Below are 20,428 nucleotides of genomic sequence, written 5' to 3'. Positions count from 1 at the left end.
TTGGAAATTCCTCGATGTATGCGTGTGTGGTTGAGCCGGCGGAGCGGCAGCGCATCCTTGTGCGCCTTCGCCCCGCCGTATGGCTTACTTGGTCAGAACAAAGCCCTTGAGCTTGGCGAAGGCGGCTTCGAGCAGTGCCTTCTGTTGCTCGTTGTGCTTTGCGTAGTAGCCCACCGCCGGCGAAGCCGAGGCGGGACGACCGGCATAACCGAGCTTCTGGCCTTCCGTCATGTTTTCCATGATGTAGTGCTGCACGAAGAACCAGGCACCCTGGTTCTGCGGCTCGTCCTGGCACCACAGGATTTCGGTCGCGTTCGGGTACTTCTTGAGTTCCGCGGCCACCGCCTTGTGCGGGAACGGATAGAGCTGCTCCAGGCGAATGATCGCCGCGTCGCCGGCACCACGTTCCTTGCGCGTGTTGACCAGGTCGTAGTAGACCTTGCCCGAGCACATGATCACGCGCTTGACCTTGCTGGCGTTGAGTTCCTCGTGATCGGGGATGACCGTCTCGAAGTGACCCTTGGCCAGGTCGGACAGCGGCGACACCGCATCCTTGTTACGCAGCAGCGACTTCGGCGTCATGATCACCAGCGGCTTGCGGAACAGACGGATCATCTGGCGGCGCAGCAGGTGGAAAATCTGGGCCGGCGTGGTCGGCTGGCAGACCTGCATGTTGTGGTCCGCGCAAAGCTGCAGGAAACGCTCGATACGGGCCGAGCTGTGTTCCGGACCCTGGCCTTCGTAGCCGTGCGGCAGCATCAGCGTCAGGCCCGAGGCGCGGCCCCACTTCACTTCGCCCGACGAGATGAACTGGTCGATCACGACCTGTGCGCCGTTGACGAAGTCGCCGAACTGGGCTTCCCAGATCACCAGCGCGTTCGGTTCGGCGGTCGAGTAGCCGTACTCGAAACCGAGCACCGCTTCTTCCGACAGCACCGAGTCGATCACGGTGAACGGGGCCTGGTTGTCCGACACGTTCTGCAGCGGCACGTAGCTGCCGGCATCCCAGCGCTCACGGTTCTGGTCGTGCAGCACGGCATGCCGGTGCGTGAAGGTGCCGCGACCGGCGTCCTGGCCGGTGATGCGGACCGGATAGCCGGAAGCCACCAGGGAGGCGAAGGCGAGGTGTTCGCCCATGCCCCAGTCGAGCGACTGGTCGCCCCGACCCATGGCGGCGCGGTCCTTGATCACCTTGTCCACCAGCGGGTGGAGCTTGAGGTGCTCGGGCACCGTGGTGATACGCTCGGCCAGACGCTTGAGTTCGGTCACCGGCACGGCGGTGTCGGCGGCATCGGTCCACTTGCGGTTCAGGAACGGCATCCAGTCCACCGCGAACTTGTTCTTGAAGTTCGACAGGACCGGATCGGCCGTGTGCTTGCCCGCATCCATCGCGGCGCGGTATTCCTTGACCTTCTCGTCGCCGAACTCGGCACCGACCAGGTTCTGCGCCGCCAGACGGTCCGCGTACAGCTTGCGCGTGCCGGGATGCTGGGCGATCTTCTTGTACATCAGCGGCTGGGTAACGGCCGGGGTGTCCTGCTCGTTGTGGCCCAGCTTGCGGAAGCAGATGATGTCGACGACCACGTCCTTCTTGAACTCCATGCGGAAGTCCACGGCCAGCTGCATCGCGTACACCACAGCCTCGGGATCGTCGCCGTTCACGTGCAGCACCGGCGCCTCGATCATCTTGACCACGTCCGTGCAGTACAGCGTCGAACGCGCGTCACGCGGGTCGGAGGTAGTGAAGCCGATCTGGTTGTTGATGACGATGTGCATCGTGCCGCCCGTGCCGTAGCCGCGGGTCTGCGCGAGGTTCAGCGTTTCCATCACCACGCCCTGGCCGGCAAAGGCCGCGTCGCCGTGCACCTGCACCGGCAGCACTTCCTTGTGGCCGGCGTCGCCGCGGCGCTCCTGGCGCGCCTTCGACGAACCCTCGACCACCGGGTTGACGATTTCCAGGTGCGACGGGTTGAACGCGAGCGACAGGTGCACCGGGCCGCCTTCGGTCGAGACGTCGCTCGAGAAGCCCTTGTGGTACTTCACGTCGCCGGCAGGCAGGTCGTCCACGTGCTTGCCTTCGAATTCGGCAAACAGGTCGGCCGGCATCTTGCCCAGCGTATTGACCAGCACGTTCAGACGGCCGCGGTGGGCCATGCCGATCACGATTTCCTGCACGCCCTTGCTGCCGGCGTGCTGGATCAGTTCGTCCATCGCCGCGATGAAGCTCTCGCCGCCTTCCAGCGAGAAGCGCTTCTGGCCGACGTACTTGGTGTGGAGGAAGCGCTCCAGGCCTTCGGCCGCGGTCAGGCGGTCGAGGATGTGCTTCTTCTTTTCCAGCGTGAACTGCGGCTTGGAACGCGTGGTTTCCAGGCGCTCCTGCCACCAGCGCTTCTGCGCCTGGTCGCTCACGTACATGTACTCGGCGCCGATGGTGCCGCAATAGGTTTCGCGCAGGTTGTTGAGCAGCTCGCGCAGGCTCATCGACTCCTTGCCGAAGTACGTGTTGCTGGCATTGAAGACGATGTCGAGATCCGCTTCCGAGAAGCCGTAGAACGCGGGATCGAGGTCCGGCAGGAGCGGACGCTCCTGGCGCTTGAGCGGATCGAGGTCGGCCCAGTACGAGCCGATGTTGCGGTAGGCGGCGATCAGCTGGGTGGCAGCGACGCGCTTGCGGCCCATGTCGGAATCGGCCGAGGCAACGATGGTGCGGATGGGACCCGATTTGGCGCGCTCGGCGAACGAGGCAACGATCGGTGCGTGGGGGATGTCGCGGGCGTTGGAGCCGTCCACAGCCGGGACATTCTGCATCGCGTCGAAATACGCGCGCCAGTTGTCGGGAACCGAGCTGGGATTCTGGAGGTAGGCCTCGTACAGCTCTTCCACATAGGGCGCATTGCCGCCGAAGAGGTACGAATTGCTCTGATACTGCTGCATCATGGGGCGCTCACTATTCTCCGGGTATCCCGGAGTTAAGCGGGTTCATCAACCTTCCGCGACACGGCTTGACCGGTTAGCGGATTGCAAACAACTCTTGGAGCCAACCGAAGCAACCTCGAAACAAAGGCACCGGCGATGATGATCCGGTGCCGTGGCTTCAGGTTCCGACTTCCAGCGTCCTAGAGCCCAAAATGGCAAATTGCAAATTGGGCAAGTTGTGCGGGGAAGGACCTAAGTCTTCACTCGCGCAAGAATAGCACGTTTGAGTACGGGCAGTGCGGACTTTTCGTGATGCAAAATCACGACACGGTATATCGGATCCACGCTGCACCGACGTCGCCGGCCCGCTTCGCCGGATTCGCTCGCTACCCTTTCGTCAGGCTTGCGACGACATTTTCCCTGTGGAAACAATGAGGTCGACCGCGTCGGTAATCAAGCCGTCCAGGCCCCAGCCGAGCAGATCGTCGGCACGCGCGGACTCGTTGACCGTATAGCACAGCACCTTGAAGCCGGCCGCATGCGCCTGCCCGATGACGTTGGCATCGAGTTCGCGGTGATTGGCATCGAGCGCGACGCAATCGAGCCGGCGCAACCGGTCGAGCCAGTCGGCGGGCAGCCGGTCGAGCAGCAACGCCCGCGGCAGGCCGGGCGCGGCGAGCCGCGCGGCCTCGAGCGCAACCTCGGAGAAGGAGGACAGCAACGGCGGCACCGCGGCGTCCTGCCACAGCGCCAGCGCATCGAGCGCAACCGCCGCGCCGGTGCGGTATTCGTTGCCCGGCACCGGCTTGATCTCGATATTGACGAAGCAGCCGTTGGCCTGCGTATAGCGCGCGACCGCCGCCAGTGTCGGCACCGGCTCGCCGGCATAGGCCGGGCTGTGCCAGCTGCCGGCGTCGAGCGCGGCCAGCTCGCCGAGCGTCAGCGCGTCCACGCGGCCACTGCCCGAGGTGGTACGGTCGAGCGTGGCGTCGTGCATCAGCACAGGCTTGCCGTCAGCGGACAGCTTGACGTCGAATTCGAACATCCGGTAGCCGAACGACGCACCATGGCGAAATGCCGCCAGCGTGTTTTCGGGCGCCAGCTTGCCGGCGCCGCGATGGGCGATATGGCGCGGATACGGCCAGTTGGCAAAATCCACCGGGGCGCGTGTCATGCGTGGGCCTCGATGCGCTTGCCCGAGGCCGGGTCGAAGAAATGCAGGTGGTCGGCCGAGGCCGTGATGGGCAGCTTGTCGCCGCCGCGCACGGGCATATGGCTGTCGAGCCGCACCACGATCGGCTGGCCGCCGAGCGAACCGTAGGCATAGGAGTCGGCGCCCAGCGCTTCCACCACGCGCACGTCGACCTGGGCGATGGCCTCGTGCGCCGCGCACGGCTCGATATGCTCGGGCCGCAAGCCAAGCAGCGCCTGCGCGGGCAGATGCAGGCCCATCGGCAGGTGGCCGAGCGTGGCCGTGGCGGCCTGCCCTTCCTTCGGCGTCACGCGCATCTGCGCCTGTCCGCCGCCGCCGTCGCCATTGCGCGCCACCGGTACCAGGTTCATCGGCGGGGAGCCGATAAAGCCGGCCACGAAGGTGCTGGCCGGGCGCGAATACACCTCCAGCGGCGAACCGACCTGCTCGACGCGGCCGCCGTTGAGCACCATCATGCGATCGGCGAGCGTCATTGCCTCGACCTGGTCGTGCGTCACGTAAAGGCTGGTGGTACCGAGGCGGCGGTGCAGATCCTTGAGTTCGAGCCGCATCTGCACGCGCAGCTTGGCGTCGAGGTTGGAGAGCGGCTCGTCGAACAGGAATACCGCGGGCTCGCGCACGATGGCGCGGCCCATGGCCACGCGCTGGCGCTGGCCGCCGGACAGCTGGCGCGGCTTGCGCTCGAGCAGCGGCGCGAGTTCCAGGATGCCGGCCGCGTGCTTGACGCGCTGGTCGATCTCGGCCCGGCTCATCTTGCGGATGCGCAGGCCGTACGCCATGTTCTCGTACACGCTCATATGCGGATAGAGCGCGTAGTTTTGGAACACCATCGCGATGTCGCGCGCGGCGGGTTCGAGGTCGTTGACCACCTTGTCGCCAATGCGGACTTCGCCGCCGGTGATCGTTTCCAGCCCCGCGACCATGCGCAGCAGCGTGGACTTGCCGCAGCCCGACGGGCCGACGATGACGATGAACTCGCCGTCGGCGATCTCCATGTCGATGCCGTGCACGACCTGGGTGCCGCCGGCGTAGGTCTTCTGGACGTTGCGAAGTGACAGACTTGCCATGACTATTATTTCTCGGTCTCGACGAGGCCCTTGACGAACCAACGTTGCATCAGCAACACCACCAGCGCGGGCGGCACCATGGCCAGCATCAGCGTGGCCATCACCAGATTCCAGTCGGTGGCGGCATCGCCCGAGCGGGAGATCATCTGCGTCACGCCCACCACCACCGGCGTCATCGACTTCTGCGTGGTGATCAGCAGCGGCCACAGGTACTGGTTCCAGCCGTAGATGAACTGGATCACGAACAGCGCCGCGATGCTCGTGCGCGACAGCGGCAGCACCACGTCCCAGAAGAAGCGCAGCGGCCCGGCGCCGTCGATGCGCGCCGCCTCCGCGAGTTCGTCGGGAATGGTCAGGAAAAACTGCCGGAACAGGAACGTCGCCGTGGCCGAGGCGATGATCGGAATGGTCAGCCCGAAGTAGCTGTCGAGCATGCCGAGGTCCGACACCACCTTGTACGTCGGCAGGATACGGACCTCCACCGGCAACATCAGCGTGATGAAGATCAGCCAGAAGAACAGCTTGCGCAGCGGAAAGCGGAAGTAGACGATCGCGAACGCCGAGATGATCGAAATCGCGATCTTGCCGAGCGCGATGCCGAGCGCCATGATCAGGCTGTTCTTCATCATCGCCGTGACGGGCGATGCCGACTCGCCCACCCCGTGGAACAGCACGGTGCGGTAGTTGTCGATCAGGTGGCCGCCCGGAATCAGCGTCATCGGCGCGTCGAGCACCTGCTCGGCCGTCAGCGTGGAAGCCACGAAGGTCAGGTAAACCGGAAAAGCGACCACCACGATGCCGACGATCAGCACCAGGTGGCTCAGGAAATCAAGAAACGGACGGCGCTCTACCATGGCCTCACCTCAGTACTGGACCTTGCGCTCGACGTAGCGGAACTGCACCACGGTCAGCGCGATCACGATCACCATCAGCACCACGGACTGCGCGGCCGAGCCGCCGATATCCATGCCGCGGAAGCCATCGTGGAACACCTTGTAGACCAGCGTGTTGGTCGAGTTGAACGGGCCGCCGTGGGTCACCGCGTCGATGATCGCGAAGGTGTCGAAGAAGGCGTAGACCACGTTGATCACGAGCAGGAAGAACGTGGTCGGCGACAGCAGCGGAAAGACGATCGACCAGAAGCGCTTCCATGGGCCCGCGCCGTCGATGGCCGCGGCCTCGATCAGCGAGCGCGGAATGCTCTGCAGCCCCGCCAGGAAGAACAGGAAGTTGTAGCTGACCTGCTTCCAGGCCGCGGCCAGTACCACCAGCAGCAGCGCCTGGTTGCCGTCGAGCAGGAAGTTCCAGTTGACGCCGAGCGCGCGCAACGCGTACGAGACGATGCCGAGCGTCGGATTGAACATGAACATCCACAGCACGCCCGCGACCGCCGGCGCCACCGCGTACGGCCAGATCAGCAGCGTCTTGTAGGCGGTGGCGCCGCGCACCACGCGGTCGGCAAAGTAGGCCAGCAGCAGTGCCGACGACAGCCCGACCACGGTCACGCCGACGGCGAAGACGGCCGTGATGCGGAACGACTCGAGATAAAGCGGGTCGCCCCAGAGCACCTTGAAGTTGTCGAGCCCGACGAATTCCAGGTTGATGCCGAACGCGTCCTGCTGGAGCATGGACTGGTACAGCGCCTGACCGGCGGGCAGGAAGAAGAAAATCAGCGTGATGGCGATCTGCGGCAGCACCAGCAGATACGGCAACCACGGCGAGCGGAAGACGACGCGCTTTTCCATCGGGAGATCGATGCGGGTTGCGGGGTGACGATGCGGAGTTGCGATGATACATAAGGCCGGACCGCCGCGGCGGTCCGGCCTTCACGACCCGGCAGACATGCCGGCGATTATTCCTTGACGGTCTTCTGGAAACGTTCGAGCAGCTCGTTGCCGCGCTTCACGGCGCTGTCCAGCGCGGCCTGCGGCTCCTTCTTGCCGGCCCACACCGCTTCCAGCTCCTCGTCCACCACCGTGCGGATCTGCACCAGGTTGCCCAGGCGCACGCCGCGCGACTTGTCGGTGGTCTTCACGACCATCTGCTGCACCGACACGTCGGCGCCGGGGTTCTTGTCGTAATAGCCCGACTTCCTGGTCAGCTCGTAGGCGGCCATGGTGACCGGCAGGTAACCGGTGGCCTGGTGCCAGTCGGACTGGATTTCCGGGCGCGACAGGAACGTGAAGAACTTGGCCACGCCCTTGTATTCGTCGGCCTTCTTGCCACCCATCACCCACAGCGAGGCGCCGCCGATGATGGTGTTCTGCGGCGCGCCCTGGACGTCCGGGTAGTACGGCAGGGTCGACACGCCGAACTGGAACTTGGCGTTCTTGCGGATATTGGCCAGCGACGCCGATGAGCCGGTGAACATCGCGCATTCGCCGTTATAGAACTTGGCCTGCGACTCGGCCTTGCGGCCGCCGTAGCTGAAGTAGCCCTTCTTCACCATGTCCTGCAGGTTGGTGATGTGGCGCACGTGCAGCGGGCTGTTGAAGACCAGGCGCGCATCGGTGCCGCCAAAGCCGTTGTTCTTGGTCGCGTACAGCGTGTTGTGCCACGCCGAGAAGCTCTCCAGATGGACCCAGCCCTGCCAGTCGGTGGTGTACGCGCAGTTCACGCCCGAGGCCTTGAGCTTGGCCGAATACTGCATGACCTCGGGCCAGGTCTTGGGCGGCTTGTCGAGGCCCGCCTTCTTGAAGGCATCCTTGTTGTAATAGAAGACCGTCGTCGAGCTGTTGAACGGGAACGACAGCATCTCGCCCTTGGACGAGGTGTAGTAGCCGGCCACGGCAGGAATATAGCTGCTCTGGTCGAACTTCTCGCCGGCGTCCTTCATGACCTGCGAGACCGGCTTGATGGCGCCCTTGGCGCTCATCATGGTAGCCGTGCCCACTTCAAAGACCTGCAGGATGGCCGGGGCGCTGCCGGCACGGAACGCGGCGATGCCGGCGGCCAGCGTTTCGTCGTAGTTGCCCTTGTTCACGGGCACGATCTTGTAGTCGGTCTGGCTCGCGTTGAACTTGTTGGCGATATCGTTGACCTTGTCGTTGAGCGCGCCCTCCATGGCGTGCCACCACTGGATCTCGACGGCGGCGTGGGCGGACCCGGCGGTGGCCAGCACGGCCACCGCGGCAAACTTCAGCATGTTGCGCGGGAAGGACATCTGCGACTCTCCTGGAGTGTCATCAATCGTAGAAAAAGCGACTGAATCTATGCATTTTTTGTGTCAGCGGGATGTTACGCCGGTCGCGGTACGGGCGTAACCGGGCAAACCCGCTTGTTTCATGATTCTTGCAGCTTTTTTACGACACAAGACTGACTTGACGAATGACGCCCGCCTGGATCCTCGACGGGTCTCCCCCGGGCTCGCCGCCCGGGAGGCACCGAGATCGCATCGTGGCGTACCGAGACTCCGTCGTGTGGGCGAGGTCCGTCGTATGGGCGAGGTCCGTCGTGTGGGAGGGGTCCGTCGTGTGGGCGACGATGTCGCGCACAGGTGCCCGCGTCACGGATGCCCTCTACAATGCGCAGCCATGCAACCCTTCCATTCCATCGACCCCGCGGCCCTGCGCCGTGTCCGTGGCGTGCTGACCGATATCGACGGCACGCTGACCACCGCCGGCGCGCTGCCCGCCGTTGCCTATCATGCGCTGGACCGCCTCGCCCGTGCCGGCCTCCATGTGATTCCGGTCACCGGCCGCTGCATCGCCTGGGCGGAAATCCTCACGCGGCTGTGGCCGGTGGACGCGATCATCGGCGAGAACGGCGCGTTCTACTGCCATCTACGCGCCGGCAAGCTGGTCACGCGCTACCTCGACGATGCCGATACGCGCACGCACAACCTCGCGCGCCTCCGCGCGCTGGGCGAGCGCATCGTGCAGGCGGTGCCCGGCTCCGCGCTCGCCTCCGACCAGGCCTGGCATGCGGCCGATCTCGCCATCGACCACGCCGAGGACGTGGCGCCGCTGCCGGCCGACGCCGTGGCCCGTATCATCGCGATGATGCATGACGCCGGCATGACGGCGACCGTCAGCTCGATCCATGTCAATGGCTGGTTCGGCGCGCACGACAAGCTCTCGATGAGCCGGCTGTGCGTGCGCGAGCTGCTCGGCGACGACGTCGATGCGCGGCGCGACGAATGGCTGTTTATTGGCGACTCGGCCAACGATGCGGCGATGTTCGGCCACTTTCCGCTTTCGGTGGGCGTGGCGAACGTGCGCGAGATCCTGCCGCAGTTGCCGGTGACACCGGCCTATGTCACCGCGGCGGCGGGTGGAGAAGGCTTTGCGGAGATGGTGGAGCACTTGCTGGCCCACCGGACGTAAGCGGTGTCCCGCGCGGGGCCAGCACCCCCGCGCGGACCGGGGCCAGGCGGGCCCCCGTCCGGCCGGCACGCGAGGCTCAATCGAAGCCGAGTTCCTGCAGCTTGCGCGTGATCGTATTGCGGCCGATGCCGAGGCGCGTGGCTGCCTCGACGCGCCGTCCGCGCGTGACGCCGAGCGCGGCTTCCAGCACCGACTTCTCGAAGCGCCGCGTCAGCGCGTCCATCACGTCGGGCTGGCCGGCCTCGAGCATGGCCTTGGCCTCGGCCGCCAGCAGCGTCTCCCAGCTTGCCGCGGCGGCCACCGGCGTCGGCACCACCAGCCCCGGCACCACACTGAGCGGGTTGGCCGGGCGCGTGGCCACCAGCGTATCGCCATCGCCTGGCATGCCCATGGCGTAATCGCCGCTGTCGATCGCATCGTATTCGCCAGCGGCACCGGCGGCGAATGCGCCGCCAGTCCCGGCGCCCGGCATCCGCTCGGCGACGCGCATCGCGCCCCCGCTCTCCGGCACGCCGGTGCCAATCATCTCGCGCGGCAGGTCCTTGACCTCGATGGTCTGGGCCGGCGCCATCACGGTCAGCCAGTTGCACAGGTTCTCGAGCTGGCGCACGTTGCCCGGGAACGGCAGCGTGCTGACATAGGCGAGCGCGTCGTCGGACATGCGTTTGGGTTCCACGCCGAGTTCCTTGGCACTCTTCTGCAGGAAATGGCGGGCCAGCAGCGTGATGTCCTCGGGCCGTTCGCGCAGCGGCGGCAGGCGCAGGCGAATCACGTTGAGGCGGTGGAACAGATCCTCGCGGAACAGCCCTTCCTTGACGCGCGTCTCCAGGTTCTGGTGCGTGGCCGCGATGACGCGCACGTTCGCGCGCAGCGGGTTGTGCCCGCCCACACGATAGAAGTTGCCATCGGACAGCACGCGCAGCAGCCGGGTCTGCAGGTCGAACGGCATGTCGCCGATTTCGTCGAGGAACAGCGTGCCGCCCTCGGCCTGCTCGAAGCGGCCGCGCCGCATGGTCTGCGCGCCCGTGAACGCACCGCGCTCGTGGCCGAACAGTTCGGATTCCAGCAGGTCCTTCGGAATGGCCGCGGTGTTGAGCGCGATGAACGGGCCATTGGCGCGCGGGCTGTGCTTGTGCAACGCGCGCGCCACCAGCTCCTTGCCGGTGCCCGATTCGCCGGTGATCATCACCGTCACGTTCGATTGCGACAGGCGGCCGATGGCGCGGAACACGTCCTGCATCGCCGGCGCCTGGCCCAGGATCTCGGGCGCGTCGACGAGGCGGTCGTCCATCTCTTCCTCGCGCAGGCTTTCTTCGAGCGCGCGACGGATCAGTTCCACCGCCTTGTCCACGTCGAACGGCTTGGCGAGATATTCGAACGCTCCGCCCTGGAACGCCGCCACGGCGCTGTCCAGGTCCGAGTACGCGGTCATCACGATGACCGGCAACCCGGGATGGCGCGCCTTGATGGCCTGCAGCAGGTCCAGGCCCGAGCCACCCGGCATGCGGATATCGGAAATCAGGACCTGCGGCTCGTCGTCCTCCAACGCGGCAAGCACGTCGCGCACGTTGGTAAAACTGCGGGAGAGCAGGCTTTCACGGGCAAGGGCCTTCTCGAGGACCCAGCGGATTGATTGATCGTCGTCGACTATCCAGATCGGCTTCATGTGCGTCGCTTGTCTGCTCGGTGTCATGTGGTCTCCCGTATTCCCGCTGGTGGCGGGCCCGCCCCGCGCACCGGCACGGGCAGCGAGGCCAGGCGGGTGACTAGTGCAGCGGCAGCAGGATACGGAAGTCGGTACAGCCCGGCCGGCTCTCGCATTCGATCAAGCCCTCGTGCTGCTGCACGAAGGTTTGAGCGAGTGTGAGACCGAGTCCGCTGCCGCCATCCCTGCCCGATACCAATGGATAGAAGATGCGTTCGCGAATGTCCTCGGGGATGCCCGGGCCGTTATCGATGACATGCAAGTCCAGTGCCAGCTTCGACAACCGCTTGGCAATCGTGACCTGGCGCGCCACGCGCGTACGCAGGATGATCTGCGCATCGCCGTTGGCGATGCGCTCGTGCAGGGCCTGCGCGGCGTTGTGGACGATGTTGAGCACGGCCTGGATCAGTTGCTCCATGTCGCCGCGCAGCTCGGGCAGGCTCGCGTCGTAGTCGCGCACGATATCGAGCCCATTGGGGAATTCCGCCAGCACCACCGAGCGCACGCGCTCGAGCACCTCGTGGATATTGAGCTCGGACACGATATGCGGATGCCGGTGCGGCTCCAGCAGGCGGTCCACCAGCGTCTGCAGGCGATCCGACTCCTTGATGATGACCTGGGTGTACTCGCGCAGCGCGCGTTCGGGCAGCTCGAACTCCAGCAACTGGGCCGCGCCGCGGATGCCGCCGAGCGGGTTCTTGATCTCGTGCGCGAGATTGCGGATCAGTTCCTTGTTGGCCGAGGTCAGGTCGAGAATGCGCTCCTCGCGGTCGCTGCGCACTTTCTGCTCGTTGGCCAGCAGCTCCACCAGCACTGTGTCGGTGTGGCCCTCGATGGCGCCGATCACCACATGCGCGTGCAGCGGCTCCTGCAGCGGCGGGCGCAATACGAGGTCCTGCCGGCGCACGTCGACCTGGCGCGCGACCACGCTCTCGATCATGCTGGCCATGTCCTCGGACGCGCCGAACAGGTCCTGCAGCGTGAGCTCGACCATCGCGCGGCGCGATACCGCGAGGGTCGATTCCGCAGCGGGATTGGCATAGACCACGTGCAGGCCCGGGCCGCGCACCAGCAGCACGGGATTGGGCACGATATCGAGGCCCGGATGAAACGCCACGTCGCCGAGCGGCACGACCTCCGCATCGTGCGTGGCGTCATGCCGGGCGGCCGTATCCGCTGGCGTTTCCTCCCTGGCGCGATCGGCACCCCGATCGCCACCAGTCACCTTCCGAGACACACCGCGAATCAGCCGACGCATGCAATCAGTCCTTTAGATTTCCAAGCTCGCGCCGCAGCGACGCCGCATTGGCTTCGCTGCGCGCGATATCGTCGCGCAGCCGGGCCGTGCGATCGAGATACTTCTGGTAGTTGCGCTCATTGCCCTGGCGCTCGGGTTCGCCGTTGTTGTACTCGGCGCGCAGCCCGGCCAGCTTGGCCTCCTCGCTCTGCAGCTCCTGCTCGAGTACGCTGCGGCGCTCGCTGTCGCGGCTGCGCTGCGTGGCGCTGTCCACGCGCGGAAATGCCGCCGGCGCGGCCGGCGCGGCGCCGCGTGAGGTCCCGCCGCCCTGCGGTCGCGTGCCCGGCACCGTCACCACGTCGGGCAGGCTCAGCTTCTTGCAACCCTTGCCACCGCCACCATTGCGGTACTCCGGCACGCCGTTGGGGCCGGTGCACATGTAGACGTCGGAAGACTGCGCGGCAGCCGGCGCGCTCCATGCGGCCACGGCCAGCACGAGCATCGCCGCCACCGACGCGGCAAGCGACGACGCAAGCGACGAGACCAGCGATGAGGCATGACGGCGTGCGGCACGCCCCAGAACGGTGAAATTCACACGGAACTGGTGCGCGGCGTCCCGCTTGCGCGGCATTGAAACCTGGTTCGAAATGGCGTCCATGGACATCGGCTGAAGGGTTGGGAAAAGAGCCCCATTCTAGCGATCATCGGGTCTTTCAAACAAAAAGGGACAGCCTAGGCCGCCCCTTCCTGGTGCAACTGTTGCCCGGTCACAACCCGGCAACCGTATCGCTCACCGTTTCGCTTTACAGCGAGTAGTACATCTCGAACTCGATCGGGTGAGTCGTCATGCGGAAGCGCGTGACTTCTTCCATCTTCAGTTCGATGTAGGCATCGATCATCGAGTTGGTGAACACGCCGCCGCGGGTCAGGAACTCACGGTCGTTGTCGAGGTACTCCAGCGCCTGGTCGAGGCTCGCGCAGACCGTCGGGATCTTCGCGTCTTCTTCCGGCGGCAGGTCGTACAGGTTCTTGTCGGCGGCTTCGCCCGGGTGGATCTTGTTCATGACGCCATCCAGGCCGGCCATCAGCAGCGCCGAGAAGCCCAGGTACGGGTTGCAGAGCGGATCCGGGAAGCGGGTCTCGATGCGGCGGCCCTTCGGGTTGGCAACGTACGGAATACGGATCGAGGCCGAGCGGTTGCGGGCCGAGTAGGCCAGCTTGACCGGTGCTTCGAAGCCCGGCACCAGACGCTTGTACGAGTTCGTACCCGGGTTGGTGATGGCGTTCAGCGCACGGGCGTGCTTGATGATGCCGCCGATGTAGTAGAGCGCGAATTCCGACAGGCCGGCGTAGCCGTTGCCCGCAAACAGGTTCTGGCCGTCTTTCCACACGGACTGGTGCACGTGCATGCCCGAACCGTTGTCGCCAACGACCGGCTTCGGCATGAACGTGGCGGTCTTGCCGTAGGTGTGGGCGACGTTCTGGATCACGTACTTCTGCAGCTGGGTCCAGTCGGCGCGCTGCACCAGCGTGCTGAACTTGGTGCCGATTTCGTTCTGGCCCTGGCCAGCCACTTCGTGGTGGTGCACTTCGACGGGGATGCCGAGCGATTCGAGGATCAGGCACATTTCCGAACGCATGTCCTGGAACGTGTCGATCGGGGCCACGGGGAAGTAGCCGCCCTTCTTGCCCGGACGGTGACCGCTGTTGCCGTGTTCGAATTCACGACCCGACGACCACGGCGCTTCTTCGGACTGGATCTTCACGAAGGAGCCTTGCATGTCGACGTTCCAGGTCACGCCGTCGAAGATGAAGAATTCGGGTTCCGGACCGAAGTAGGCGGTGTCGCCCAGGCCGGTGCTCTTCAGGTACGCCTCGGCGCGCTTGGCAATCGAACGCGGATCGCGGTCGTAGCCCTTGCCGTCCGACGGCTCGATCACGTCGCAGGTCAGCACCAGCGTCGGCTCTTCGTAGAACGGGTCGATGTGGGCCGTGTTCGAATCCGGCATCAGCAGCATGTCCGAAGCTTCGATACCCTTCCAGCCGGCGATGGACGAACCGTCGAATGCATGGCCGCTTTCGAACTTGTCTTCATCGAAGTGCGACGTGGGCACCGACACGTGCTGTTCCTTGCCTTTGGTATCCGTGAAGCGGAAATCGACGAACTTGACGTCGTTCTCCTTCACGAGCTTCATTACATCTGCAACGCTTTGGGCCATGCCTATCTCCTGGAAATTCGGCTGAATCTGGAACCGGGTATGAAAAAGGTCTGAAAGCCATTGTTGGGTCGGCTCCAGCCCTGCCGCGTCATCGCACAGCCATGCGGCAGACGCCTGCGGAAACCGCCCCAAAAGGGACGAGGAATGTTAGCAGAAAGCATGCCAACGGTTCGTATCTTTAGGCCCGGAAGCCCGAAAAATGTGCAACCTCCCGCAGCCCGCACGCCCTTGCGGCATGCCGGATTGCATGCAATCCCCGGCGGGAACCGGAGACCCCGCAGCGGGCTCGCCAAGTGACGCCAGCAGGCACCGCGCGGGCACTGTTTTCGCCCTCATCAAACACCACGATGGTGCATAAATCAAGTTGACGCACCGTTCTTGTGCTTGTGCACCATGACAACGCATTCTGGCCTAGTCGCCGCGGCTCGGCGCTAGAATAGCGCCGCATCCTTACTACCTTGTCACCCATGACGACCCGAGACGAACTCCTGCAGGCAGCCCAGGCGCGCCAGCAGCAACACCAGCTCCCCTACTACGGCGCGCTCAGCCCCGAGGAATCCTATGCGCTGCTTCAGGCCGACCCGACCGCGGTGCTGGTCGACGTCCGCACCCAGGCGGAACTCGACTGGGTGGGCGGGGTGGTGCTGCCGGACGAGCAGTTTGCCCATATCGAATGGTCGACCTACCCGGGCGGCACGCAGAACCCGAACTTCATCGCCGAACTGCAGGCGCGCGTGCCGGCCGACGCACCGGTGCTGTTCCTGTGCCGCAGCGCGGCGCGTTCCAAGCATGCGGCGCGCGTGGCCGCCGCGGCCGGCTTTACCCGGGCCATGGATGTGCTGGAAGGTTTCGAGGGCGCGCGCGACGACGAGTACCACCGCAAGACCGTGGAAGGCTGGTGCTTCCGCGGCCTGCCGTGGCACGGCGCCTGAGCGGCGCCAGGGCACATCGCCAGGGCGCTCAGGCGCCCTGCTCCACCACCTCGAAACCCATCCCCCGCCACGCCGGCCAGCAGCATCGCGTAGGCCGGCGCCACCAGCGCCTCCGGGCCCTTCACGCCAAGGTCGATATGGCGCCGCGCAAAGCGGTCGCCGCGGCTGACATCGCCGACCGAGGGCAGGCTGAAGACACGAATCCCGGGGAACGCGGCTTCCACCTGCTCCATCAGCGGCGTCAGCGTCGACTCGGGTGCCTCGAACACGTAGAACGCGCGCGATTGCTCCGTGGCCAGGTGGAACAGATGCGGATAGTAATGGTCGAGCACCCACTCCATCATGGGCCACGCCATCACCGGGAAGCCCGGCATGAAATGGTGGTCCGCCACCGAGAAGCCCGGAATGCGGTTGTAGCTGTTGGGGATGATGCGGGCGCCCACGGGAAACTCGCCCATCTTGAAGCGGTGCTGGTTCTCGGGCAAATCGAGGTTGGCCTTGACCGGATCGCCGTTGGCGGTCTCGAGGATGCGCTGCGCGATCAGTTCGCGCGCCTCGGGATGCAGCGCCAGCGGCACGCCCAGCGCGGCCGCCGCGCATTGGCGCGTATGGTCGTCCGGCGTGGCTCCGATGCCGCCCGTGCAGAACACCACGTCGCTGCCGGCCAGCGTACGGCGCAGCGTGGCCGTGATGCGCGCGCGGTCGTCGCCGATGTACTCCGCCCAGTCGAGCGGCAACCCGCGTGCGCCCAGCAGTTCGATGGCACGGCGCATGTGCTTGTCTTCGCGCCGTCCCGACAGAATCTCGTCACCAATGACGATCAGGCCGAAACCCATGTTGACCTCGCTTCAGGATGATTTGCTTCAGGATCGCTGGCTTCAGGATCCCTCGATACGCCGGACGTCCGCCGGCGCCAGATCGATGACATCGGGTCCGGCCGGCGGCGGCGCCGCTGCGGCGCGCTCGGCGCGCAGCTGGGTCAGCGCGCGCAGGCAGAAATGGCCGAACCATAGTGCCGAGAAGATGAAGATCAGCACATACAGCCACAGCGTGCCGACCAGCACGACCGGAAACAGGAAGATGATCATGGCCGACCAGACCCATAACAGCGTGGGCGCGGAGCCAAGCAGGCCGACCGCGATGCCGATGACCAGCAGCGCGCCGCGATGCCGCTTCATCAGCGTCTTGCGCTCTTCGGGCGTGGCGTGCTCGGCCAGCGCATCGTAGGTCATCACGCGATAGGTGAGCCAGCCCCACAGGATGGGCGGAATCAGCGCAAAGAACGGGGGCACCAGCCACAGCGGCAGCGTGACGATGACCAGTAGCAGGAATACCGCGGTATTGCCGAACGAGGCCACCACGCTGCCGAGCACACTGCCGCCGTGGGCCTTGGCCAGGTCCGGATAGCTGCGTTCCAGATGGCGCACCACGGCCGGCACCGAGCACAGGCTGATAAACACCAGCATCGACGCGATCACGAGCGGCACCGCGAGCGTGAGCACGAATAGCGGCGCCACCACCGAGCGCAGCGACTGCAGGCTCAGCCAGTCCAGCGCCGAGTAGATCCAGCCGGTCAGCACCGAGCCTTCGAGCCAGGCGCGCGTGGTGCTCATGATCGGGTCCCATCCCCACCACAGCAGCCCGCCCCACAGCGCCGTGGCAAGGGCGAACGGCAGCAGCGTCAACATCAGCATGCGCGGATGGAACTGGCTGACGAGGGCGCGTGCAAAGGCGCGGAGGATGTCGTTCATGCAGGGGTAAGGAAGATGCGATGGGTTGGCAAGCAGCGGCGCCGCCCACTGTGAGTCGCGCGGTTTGTCGGACTGTGCGCCCAAGAGACTAGCACAGCCCCGCGTCGGGCCCCCAGCCCCCTGCCGCCGCTAGCCGCGCCGCAGCAGCCGCTTGATGCCGTACCACTGCTGGGACAGGAAGCCCGCGCCGTAGTCGCGGCCCTTGCCCGCCGGCGGAGGCATCTGGTCGCGGATGCCGGTGGGGTAATACCGGTCCGTGAACACCGCCGTGCCGAACAGCATGTCCCACCACGGAAACAGCACGCCGTAGTTGCAGCCCCCCAGCCGCACGGGCTTGCCGTTGGCGCCCGCGCGCTCGTGCCCCAGCCCCACCGCATGGTGGGTGCGGTGGAAACGCGGCGACACCAGCAGGCGCTCGCCGAGGCGGCCAAAGTGCAGGCGCAGGTTGGCATGCTGCAGACTCTGCAACAACTGTGACAGCGCCACCAGCAGCACGTACTGCGATGGTTCCACGCCCACCGCCAGCGCCACCACCGCGAACACCGTGTCGCGCAGGATATCGTCGAGCAGGTGGTTGCGGTTGTCGCTCCACAGCGTCATCTGGCGCTGGCTATGGTGCGTCGCATGCAGGCTCCACCACCAGCGGTAGGTATGCGAGAAGCGGTGGTACCAGTAGTCGACCAGGTCGAACAGCACCAGGTAGATCAGGAAGCTGACCAGCGGCAGCGCGGTGACCGCCGGCCACCAGTCCTCGACATTGACGCGGTGCCAGCCCAGCAGACGCAGATGCCCCTCGACCAGGTCGCTGAGCGGATCGAGCAGGAAGAACATCGCCAGCCGGAACACGCCGAGCCGGTGGATCGCCGTGTAGAGGATGTCGGTGCGGATCGCGGCCCGGTCGGTCACCGGTTCCACCGGACGCAGCTTCTCCAGCGGCCCCAGGATCAGGATCATCACGACGATCTGGACCACGCCCACCAGCAGCCACTCGGTCCCGGTGAACGCTTCCTCGGCATAGCCGCCAAAGCCGAGGTGATAGACCACGGGCAGCACCAGGTTCTGGAAAACCGCGCCTTCCACCTGGCCGATCAGGCCCGAGAGCCAGTCGGTAAATGCGCTCCACATCATGTGCTCCACATCAGCGGGCGCCCTCCTGCTGGCGGGCATGCGCGGTGGCGAACCACGCCTGGTACGCCGGATGCTCGCGCAGCGTGGCAAAGCAGAAGCCCTTCTGCTCGAGCCCCGTCAGCAGCGGATCGAGCACGGCCGGCGCCCATGGATCCTTGCGCGACCAGATGCCCAGGTGCGCCATGGTGATATCGCCATCGCGCAGGTCGCGCAGCGCCTGGTCGAGCAGCTTGCGGTTGGGATACCGCTCCGACGACAGTTCGTCGCCCAGAAAGCCGGCCGGTGCCCAGGCCACATGGCGGAAGCCGCATTGCTCCGCCCATTGCAGCGTCTGCGGCGCGGTGCGACCGCCGGGCGCGCGCCACAGCGGCGCCATTGGCTGGCCGGTCATCGACTGGAACGCCTGCGCGCTGCGGCGCAGCTCCGCGCAGAACGTCTGCGCGGTCATCGCGACGTCCTTGCCGCCCTCGGCGCCGAACTGCGGCCGCATGATGACCTTGCCGTCGCGCACGGCGCGGAAGTAGACATGGTCGAAGGTATGGCTGCCAAACACATGGCCGTCCGCGGCGAGCGATTTCCAGTACGGCGCCCAGCTCGCGTCGAGCGAGTTGTCGTGGTTGACGGTGGGTTCGTTGGCCAGGAAGAAGGTGGCGCGAATATGGTGCTTGCGCAGCGTGCGCGCGATCAGCTCGGCCTGGCTCATGCTGCCGGTGTCGAACGTCAGGTAGAGCGTGCCGGCGCGGCAGGCGCCGGCGGCAGCGGCCGGCGCGGATGCGAGCAGCGCGCCGGTGGAAACGGCGGCGGTGCCGACGGTAGTCAGCGCGAGCGCCGTGCCAAGACTACCCAGAAGCTTGCGCATGATCGCCCTTCCCGCGTCAGTACAGCGGCGCGCGCGTACGGAAATAGATACCGTGCGGCGATTTGCCGACGCGGATGGTACGGACCACCTTGCGCGTGGCCACATCGACCAGCGCCACCGAGCGCGCCCAGCGGCACGACACCCACAGCATCTTGCCGTCGGCGGTCAGCTCCATATCGTCCGGGCCGGGCGGCAAGCCGGTAATATCGCCGACCTTCGACAGCGTCTGCTGGTCGATGATGCTGATGGTACCCGACACCCGATTGGTCAGGAACAGATGGCGGCGGTCGCCCACCGCGCGGAAATTGTGCGCGCCCTTGCCGGTCTGGATCTGCTTGACCACGGTACGCGTGCGCCAGTCGATCACGGCCACGTAGTCGGCACCGGTCATGCCCACCAGCAGGTATTTCTGGTCGGGCGTGACCCACACGCCGGCAGGCGCGGAACCGGCCTCCATGACCCACATCACGTTGAGCGTGGCCAGGTCGATTGCGGCCACCTGGTTCGAGTCCTGCAGCGTGATGAAGGCGATGCGGCTGTCGCTGGTAAAGGCGATGTGGCTCGGCGTACGGCCAAGCGGAAACTGCCTGGCGAGCTTGAGCGCGTGGCCGTCCCAGCGGTACACGTCGACGCGGTCGAGCCGGTTGCCGGTGGCGACAAACCATTTCTGGTCGGGCGAAAAGCCGACCTGATACGGATCGTCGATATTGGGCACGCGCTGCTGCACCTTGCCCGTGACCGGATCGAGGAAGACCAGGTCGTTGCCGACCGCGTTGGCCACGATCAGCGACTTGTCATCGGGCGTGGCGATCAGGTGGTGCGGCTCCTTGCCGATCGGAAAGGTCTCCAGCACCTTCTGCGTGTCCTTGTCGATCAGCGTGACGGTTGCATCACCCGAATTGAGGACGACCACCACTTCTGCCTGGGCAGGCAGGGCCACCCCCAACCACAGGGCACCGGCGAAAACCGCGCCAGCCACTACACGACGCAATACGAGCATAAGACCGTTCACTGATGACGAATCGGGCATTCTAACGTTTCGCGAGCCGTTTTCGATGACGTCATCACAAGGTATT

General features: G+C 65.6%; 16 protein-coding genes and 1 pseudogene. 2 read left to right on the top strand and 15 right to left on the bottom strand.

All coding sequences use genetic code 11. The annotated features are described in order from the left end of the window. Positions 1 to 84: 84 nt before the first annotated feature. The 6 genes from DFLDMN_RS02200 to ugpB form a co-directional block, all read right to left on the bottom strand. The gene (locus tag DFLDMN_RS02200) at positions 85 to 2,937 is read right to left on the bottom strand and encodes a 2-oxoglutarate dehydrogenase E1 component (RefSeq protein ID WP_423196897.1); all 2,853 of its coding nucleotides are present in this window, start codon (positions 2,935 to 2,937) and stop codon (positions 85 to 87) included. 376 nt (positions 2,938 to 3,313) lie between these two features. After that, on the bottom strand, positions 3,314 to 4,090 hold the full coding sequence (ugpQ, locus tag DFLDMN_RS02195; protein ID WP_423196896.1) for a glycerophosphodiester phosphodiesterase: 777 nt from the start codon (positions 4,088 to 4,090) through the stop codon (positions 3,314 to 3,316). After that, complete coding sequence (locus DFLDMN_RS02190) at positions 4,087 to 5,196, bottom strand: sn-glycerol-3-phosphate import ATP-binding protein UgpC (protein WP_423196895.1); 1,110 nt, start codon at positions 5,194 to 5,196, stop codon at positions 4,087 to 4,089. Before DFLDMN_RS02190 ends, ugpQ begins: the two co-directional genes overlap by 4 nt. Before the next feature lie 5 nt (positions 5,197 to 5,201). Continuing rightward, a complete protein-coding gene (ugpE, locus tag DFLDMN_RS02185; protein WP_423196894.1) occupies positions 5,202 to 6,050 on the bottom strand; it encodes a sn-glycerol-3-phosphate ABC transporter permease UgpE in 849 nt (282 codons plus the stop codon). A 9-nt stretch (positions 6,051 to 6,059) separates the two neighbouring features. Then, complete coding sequence (gene ugpA / locus DFLDMN_RS02180) at positions 6,060 to 6,941, bottom strand: sn-glycerol-3-phosphate ABC transporter permease UgpA (RefSeq protein ID WP_423196893.1); 882 nt, start codon at positions 6,939 to 6,941, stop codon at positions 6,060 to 6,062. 107 nt (positions 6,942 to 7,048) lie between these two features. After that, entirely contained in the window at positions 7,049 to 8,359 is a 1,311-nt protein-coding gene (gene ugpB, locus DFLDMN_RS02175; RefSeq protein WP_423196892.1) for a sn-glycerol-3-phosphate ABC transporter substrate-binding protein UgpB, read from the bottom strand. 370 nt (positions 8,360 to 8,729) lie between these two features. On the opposite strand from ugpB, the gene DFLDMN_RS02170 reads away from it, so the two are divergent. Next, positions 8,730 to 9,521, top strand: coding sequence for an HAD-IIB family hydrolase (locus DFLDMN_RS02170; RefSeq protein ID WP_423196891.1), 792 nt, complete (start codon positions 8,730 to 8,732; stop codon positions 9,519 to 9,521). Between the two features lie 76 nt (positions 9,522 to 9,597). Here DFLDMN_RS02170 and ntrC read toward each other — a convergent pair whose 3' ends face one another. The 4 genes from ntrC to DFLDMN_RS02150 form a co-directional block, all read right to left on the bottom strand. Then, positions 9,598 to 11,187 (bottom strand): nitrogen regulation protein NR(I), encoded by a 1,590-nt coding sequence (gene ntrC / locus DFLDMN_RS02165; protein ID WP_423198283.1) that lies wholly within the window; start codon positions 11,185 to 11,187, stop codon positions 9,598 to 9,600. A gap of 100 nt (positions 11,188 to 11,287) precedes the next feature. Next, on the bottom strand, positions 11,288 to 12,484 hold the full coding sequence (glnL, locus tag DFLDMN_RS02160) for a nitrogen regulation protein NR(II) (protein ID WP_423196890.1): 1,197 nt from the start codon (positions 12,482 to 12,484) through the stop codon (positions 11,288 to 11,290). A 4-nt stretch (positions 12,485 to 12,488) separates the two neighbouring features. After that, entirely contained in the window at positions 12,489 to 13,121 is a 633-nt protein-coding gene (locus DFLDMN_RS02155) for a DUF4124 domain-containing protein (RefSeq protein WP_423196889.1), read from the bottom strand. Between the two features lie 145 nt (positions 13,122 to 13,266). Then, a complete protein-coding gene (locus DFLDMN_RS02150; protein WP_423196888.1) occupies positions 13,267 to 14,682 on the bottom strand; it encodes a 3-hydroxylaminophenol mutase in 1,416 nt (471 codons plus the stop codon). Positions 14,683 to 15,149: 467 nt separating this feature from the next. Between DFLDMN_RS02150 and DFLDMN_RS02145 the strand changes: the two genes are divergently transcribed. Next, the gene (locus DFLDMN_RS02145) at positions 15,150 to 15,614 is read left to right on the top strand and encodes a rhodanese-like domain-containing protein (RefSeq protein ID WP_423196887.1); all 465 of its coding nucleotides are present in this window, start codon (positions 15,150 to 15,152) and stop codon (positions 15,612 to 15,614) included. Between the two features lie 28 nt (positions 15,615 to 15,642). Here the strand turns inward: DFLDMN_RS02145 and DFLDMN_RS02140 are convergent. The 5 genes and pseudogenes from DFLDMN_RS02140 to DFLDMN_RS02120 all read right to left on the bottom strand — a co-directional run bounded on the left by DFLDMN_RS02140 (position 15,643) and on the right by DFLDMN_RS02120 (position 20,352). Next, positions 15,643 to 16,450, bottom strand: a pseudogene (locus DFLDMN_RS02140) (competence/damage-inducible protein A). A gap of 42 nt (positions 16,451 to 16,492) precedes the next feature. Then, positions 16,493 to 17,365: an EI24 domain-containing protein gene (locus tag DFLDMN_RS02135; protein WP_423196886.1), complete on the bottom strand. Its 873-nt coding sequence runs from the start codon at positions 17,363 to 17,365 to the stop codon at positions 16,493 to 16,495. A 129-nt stretch (positions 17,366 to 17,494) separates the two neighbouring features. Beyond that, positions 17,495 to 18,490, bottom strand: coding sequence for a sterol desaturase family protein (locus DFLDMN_RS02130; RefSeq protein WP_423198282.1), 996 nt, complete (start codon positions 18,488 to 18,490; stop codon positions 17,495 to 17,497). 13 nt (positions 18,491 to 18,503) lie between these two features. Beyond that, entirely contained in the window at positions 18,504 to 19,352 is an 849-nt protein-coding gene (locus tag DFLDMN_RS02125) for a polysaccharide deacetylase family protein (RefSeq protein WP_423196885.1), read from the bottom strand. A 16-nt stretch (positions 19,353 to 19,368) separates the two neighbouring features. After that, positions 19,369 to 20,352, bottom strand: a complete 984-nt coding sequence (locus DFLDMN_RS02120) for a beta-propeller fold lactonase family protein (RefSeq protein WP_423196884.1) — start codon at positions 20,350 to 20,352, stop codon at positions 19,369 to 19,371. Positions 20,353 to 20,428 lie beyond the last annotated feature (76 nt).

Origin of the sequence: Cupriavidus sp. H19C3 (genome assembly GCF_049393815.1) — a bacterium.
GTDB lineage: Bacteria > Pseudomonadota > Gammaproteobacteria > Burkholderiales > Burkholderiaceae > Cupriavidus.
The sequence above is the reverse complement of the archived record's forward strand: the minus strand, read 5'-3'. Positions and strand labels throughout refer to the sequence as shown.

Excerpts from the sequence above, each read along its gene's own strand:
- DFLDMN_RS02155 (WP_423196889.1), bottom strand. The coding sequence starts at position 13,121 with ATGGACGCCATTTCGAACCAGGTTTCAATGCCGCGCAAGCGGGACGCC.
- ugpA (WP_423196893.1), bottom strand. The coding sequence starts at position 6,941 with ATGGAAAAGCGCGTCGTCTTCCGCTCGCCGTGGTTGCCGTATCTGCTG.
- ugpB (WP_423196892.1), bottom strand. The coding sequence starts at position 8,359 with ATGTCCTTCCCGCGCAACATGCTGAAGTTTGCCGCGGTGGCCGTGCTG.
- DFLDMN_RS02120 (WP_423196884.1), bottom strand. The coding sequence starts at position 20,352 with ATGCTCGTATTGCGTCGTGTAGTGGCTGGCGCGGTTTTCGCCGGTGCC.
- DFLDMN_RS02130 (WP_423198282.1), bottom strand. The coding sequence starts at position 18,490 with ATGTGGAGCGCATTTACCGACTGGCTCTCGGGCCTGATCGGCCAGGTG.
- DFLDMN_RS02145 (WP_423196887.1), top strand. The coding sequence starts at position 15,150 with ATGACGACCCGAGACGAACTCCTGCAGGCAGCCCAGGCGCGCCAGCAG.
- glnL (WP_423196890.1), bottom strand. The coding sequence starts at position 12,484 with ATGCGTCGGCTGATTCGCGGTGTGTCTCGGAAGGTGACTGGTGGCGAT.
- ugpE (WP_423196894.1), bottom strand. The coding sequence starts at position 6,050 with ATGGTAGAGCGCCGTCCGTTTCTTGATTTCCTGAGCCACCTGGTGCTG.
- DFLDMN_RS02190 (WP_423196895.1), bottom strand. The coding sequence starts at position 5,196 with ATGGCAAGTCTGTCACTTCGCAACGTCCAGAAGACCTACGCCGGCGGC.
- DFLDMN_RS02135 (WP_423196886.1), bottom strand. The coding sequence starts at position 17,365 with ATGAACGACATCCTCCGCGCCTTTGCACGCGCCCTCGTCAGCCAGTTC.
- DFLDMN_RS02200 (WP_423196897.1), bottom strand. The coding sequence starts at position 2,937 with ATGATGCAGCAGTATCAGAGCAATTCGTACCTCTTCGGCGGCAATGCG.
- DFLDMN_RS02125 (WP_423196885.1), bottom strand. The coding sequence starts at position 19,352 with ATGCGCAAGCTTCTGGGTAGTCTTGGCACGGCGCTCGCGCTGACTACC.
- DFLDMN_RS02170 (WP_423196891.1), top strand. The coding sequence starts at position 8,730 with ATGCAACCCTTCCATTCCATCGACCCCGCGGCCCTGCGCCGTGTCCGT.
- DFLDMN_RS02150 (WP_423196888.1), bottom strand. The coding sequence starts at position 14,682 with ATGGCCCAAAGCGTTGCAGATGTAATGAAGCTCGTGAAGGAGAACGAC.
- ntrC (WP_423198283.1), bottom strand. The coding sequence starts at position 11,187 with ATGAAGCCGATCTGGATAGTCGACGACGATCAATCAATCCGCTGGGTC.
- ugpQ (WP_423196896.1), bottom strand. The coding sequence starts at position 4,090 with ATGACACGCGCCCCGGTGGATTTTGCCAACTGGCCGTATCCGCGCCAT.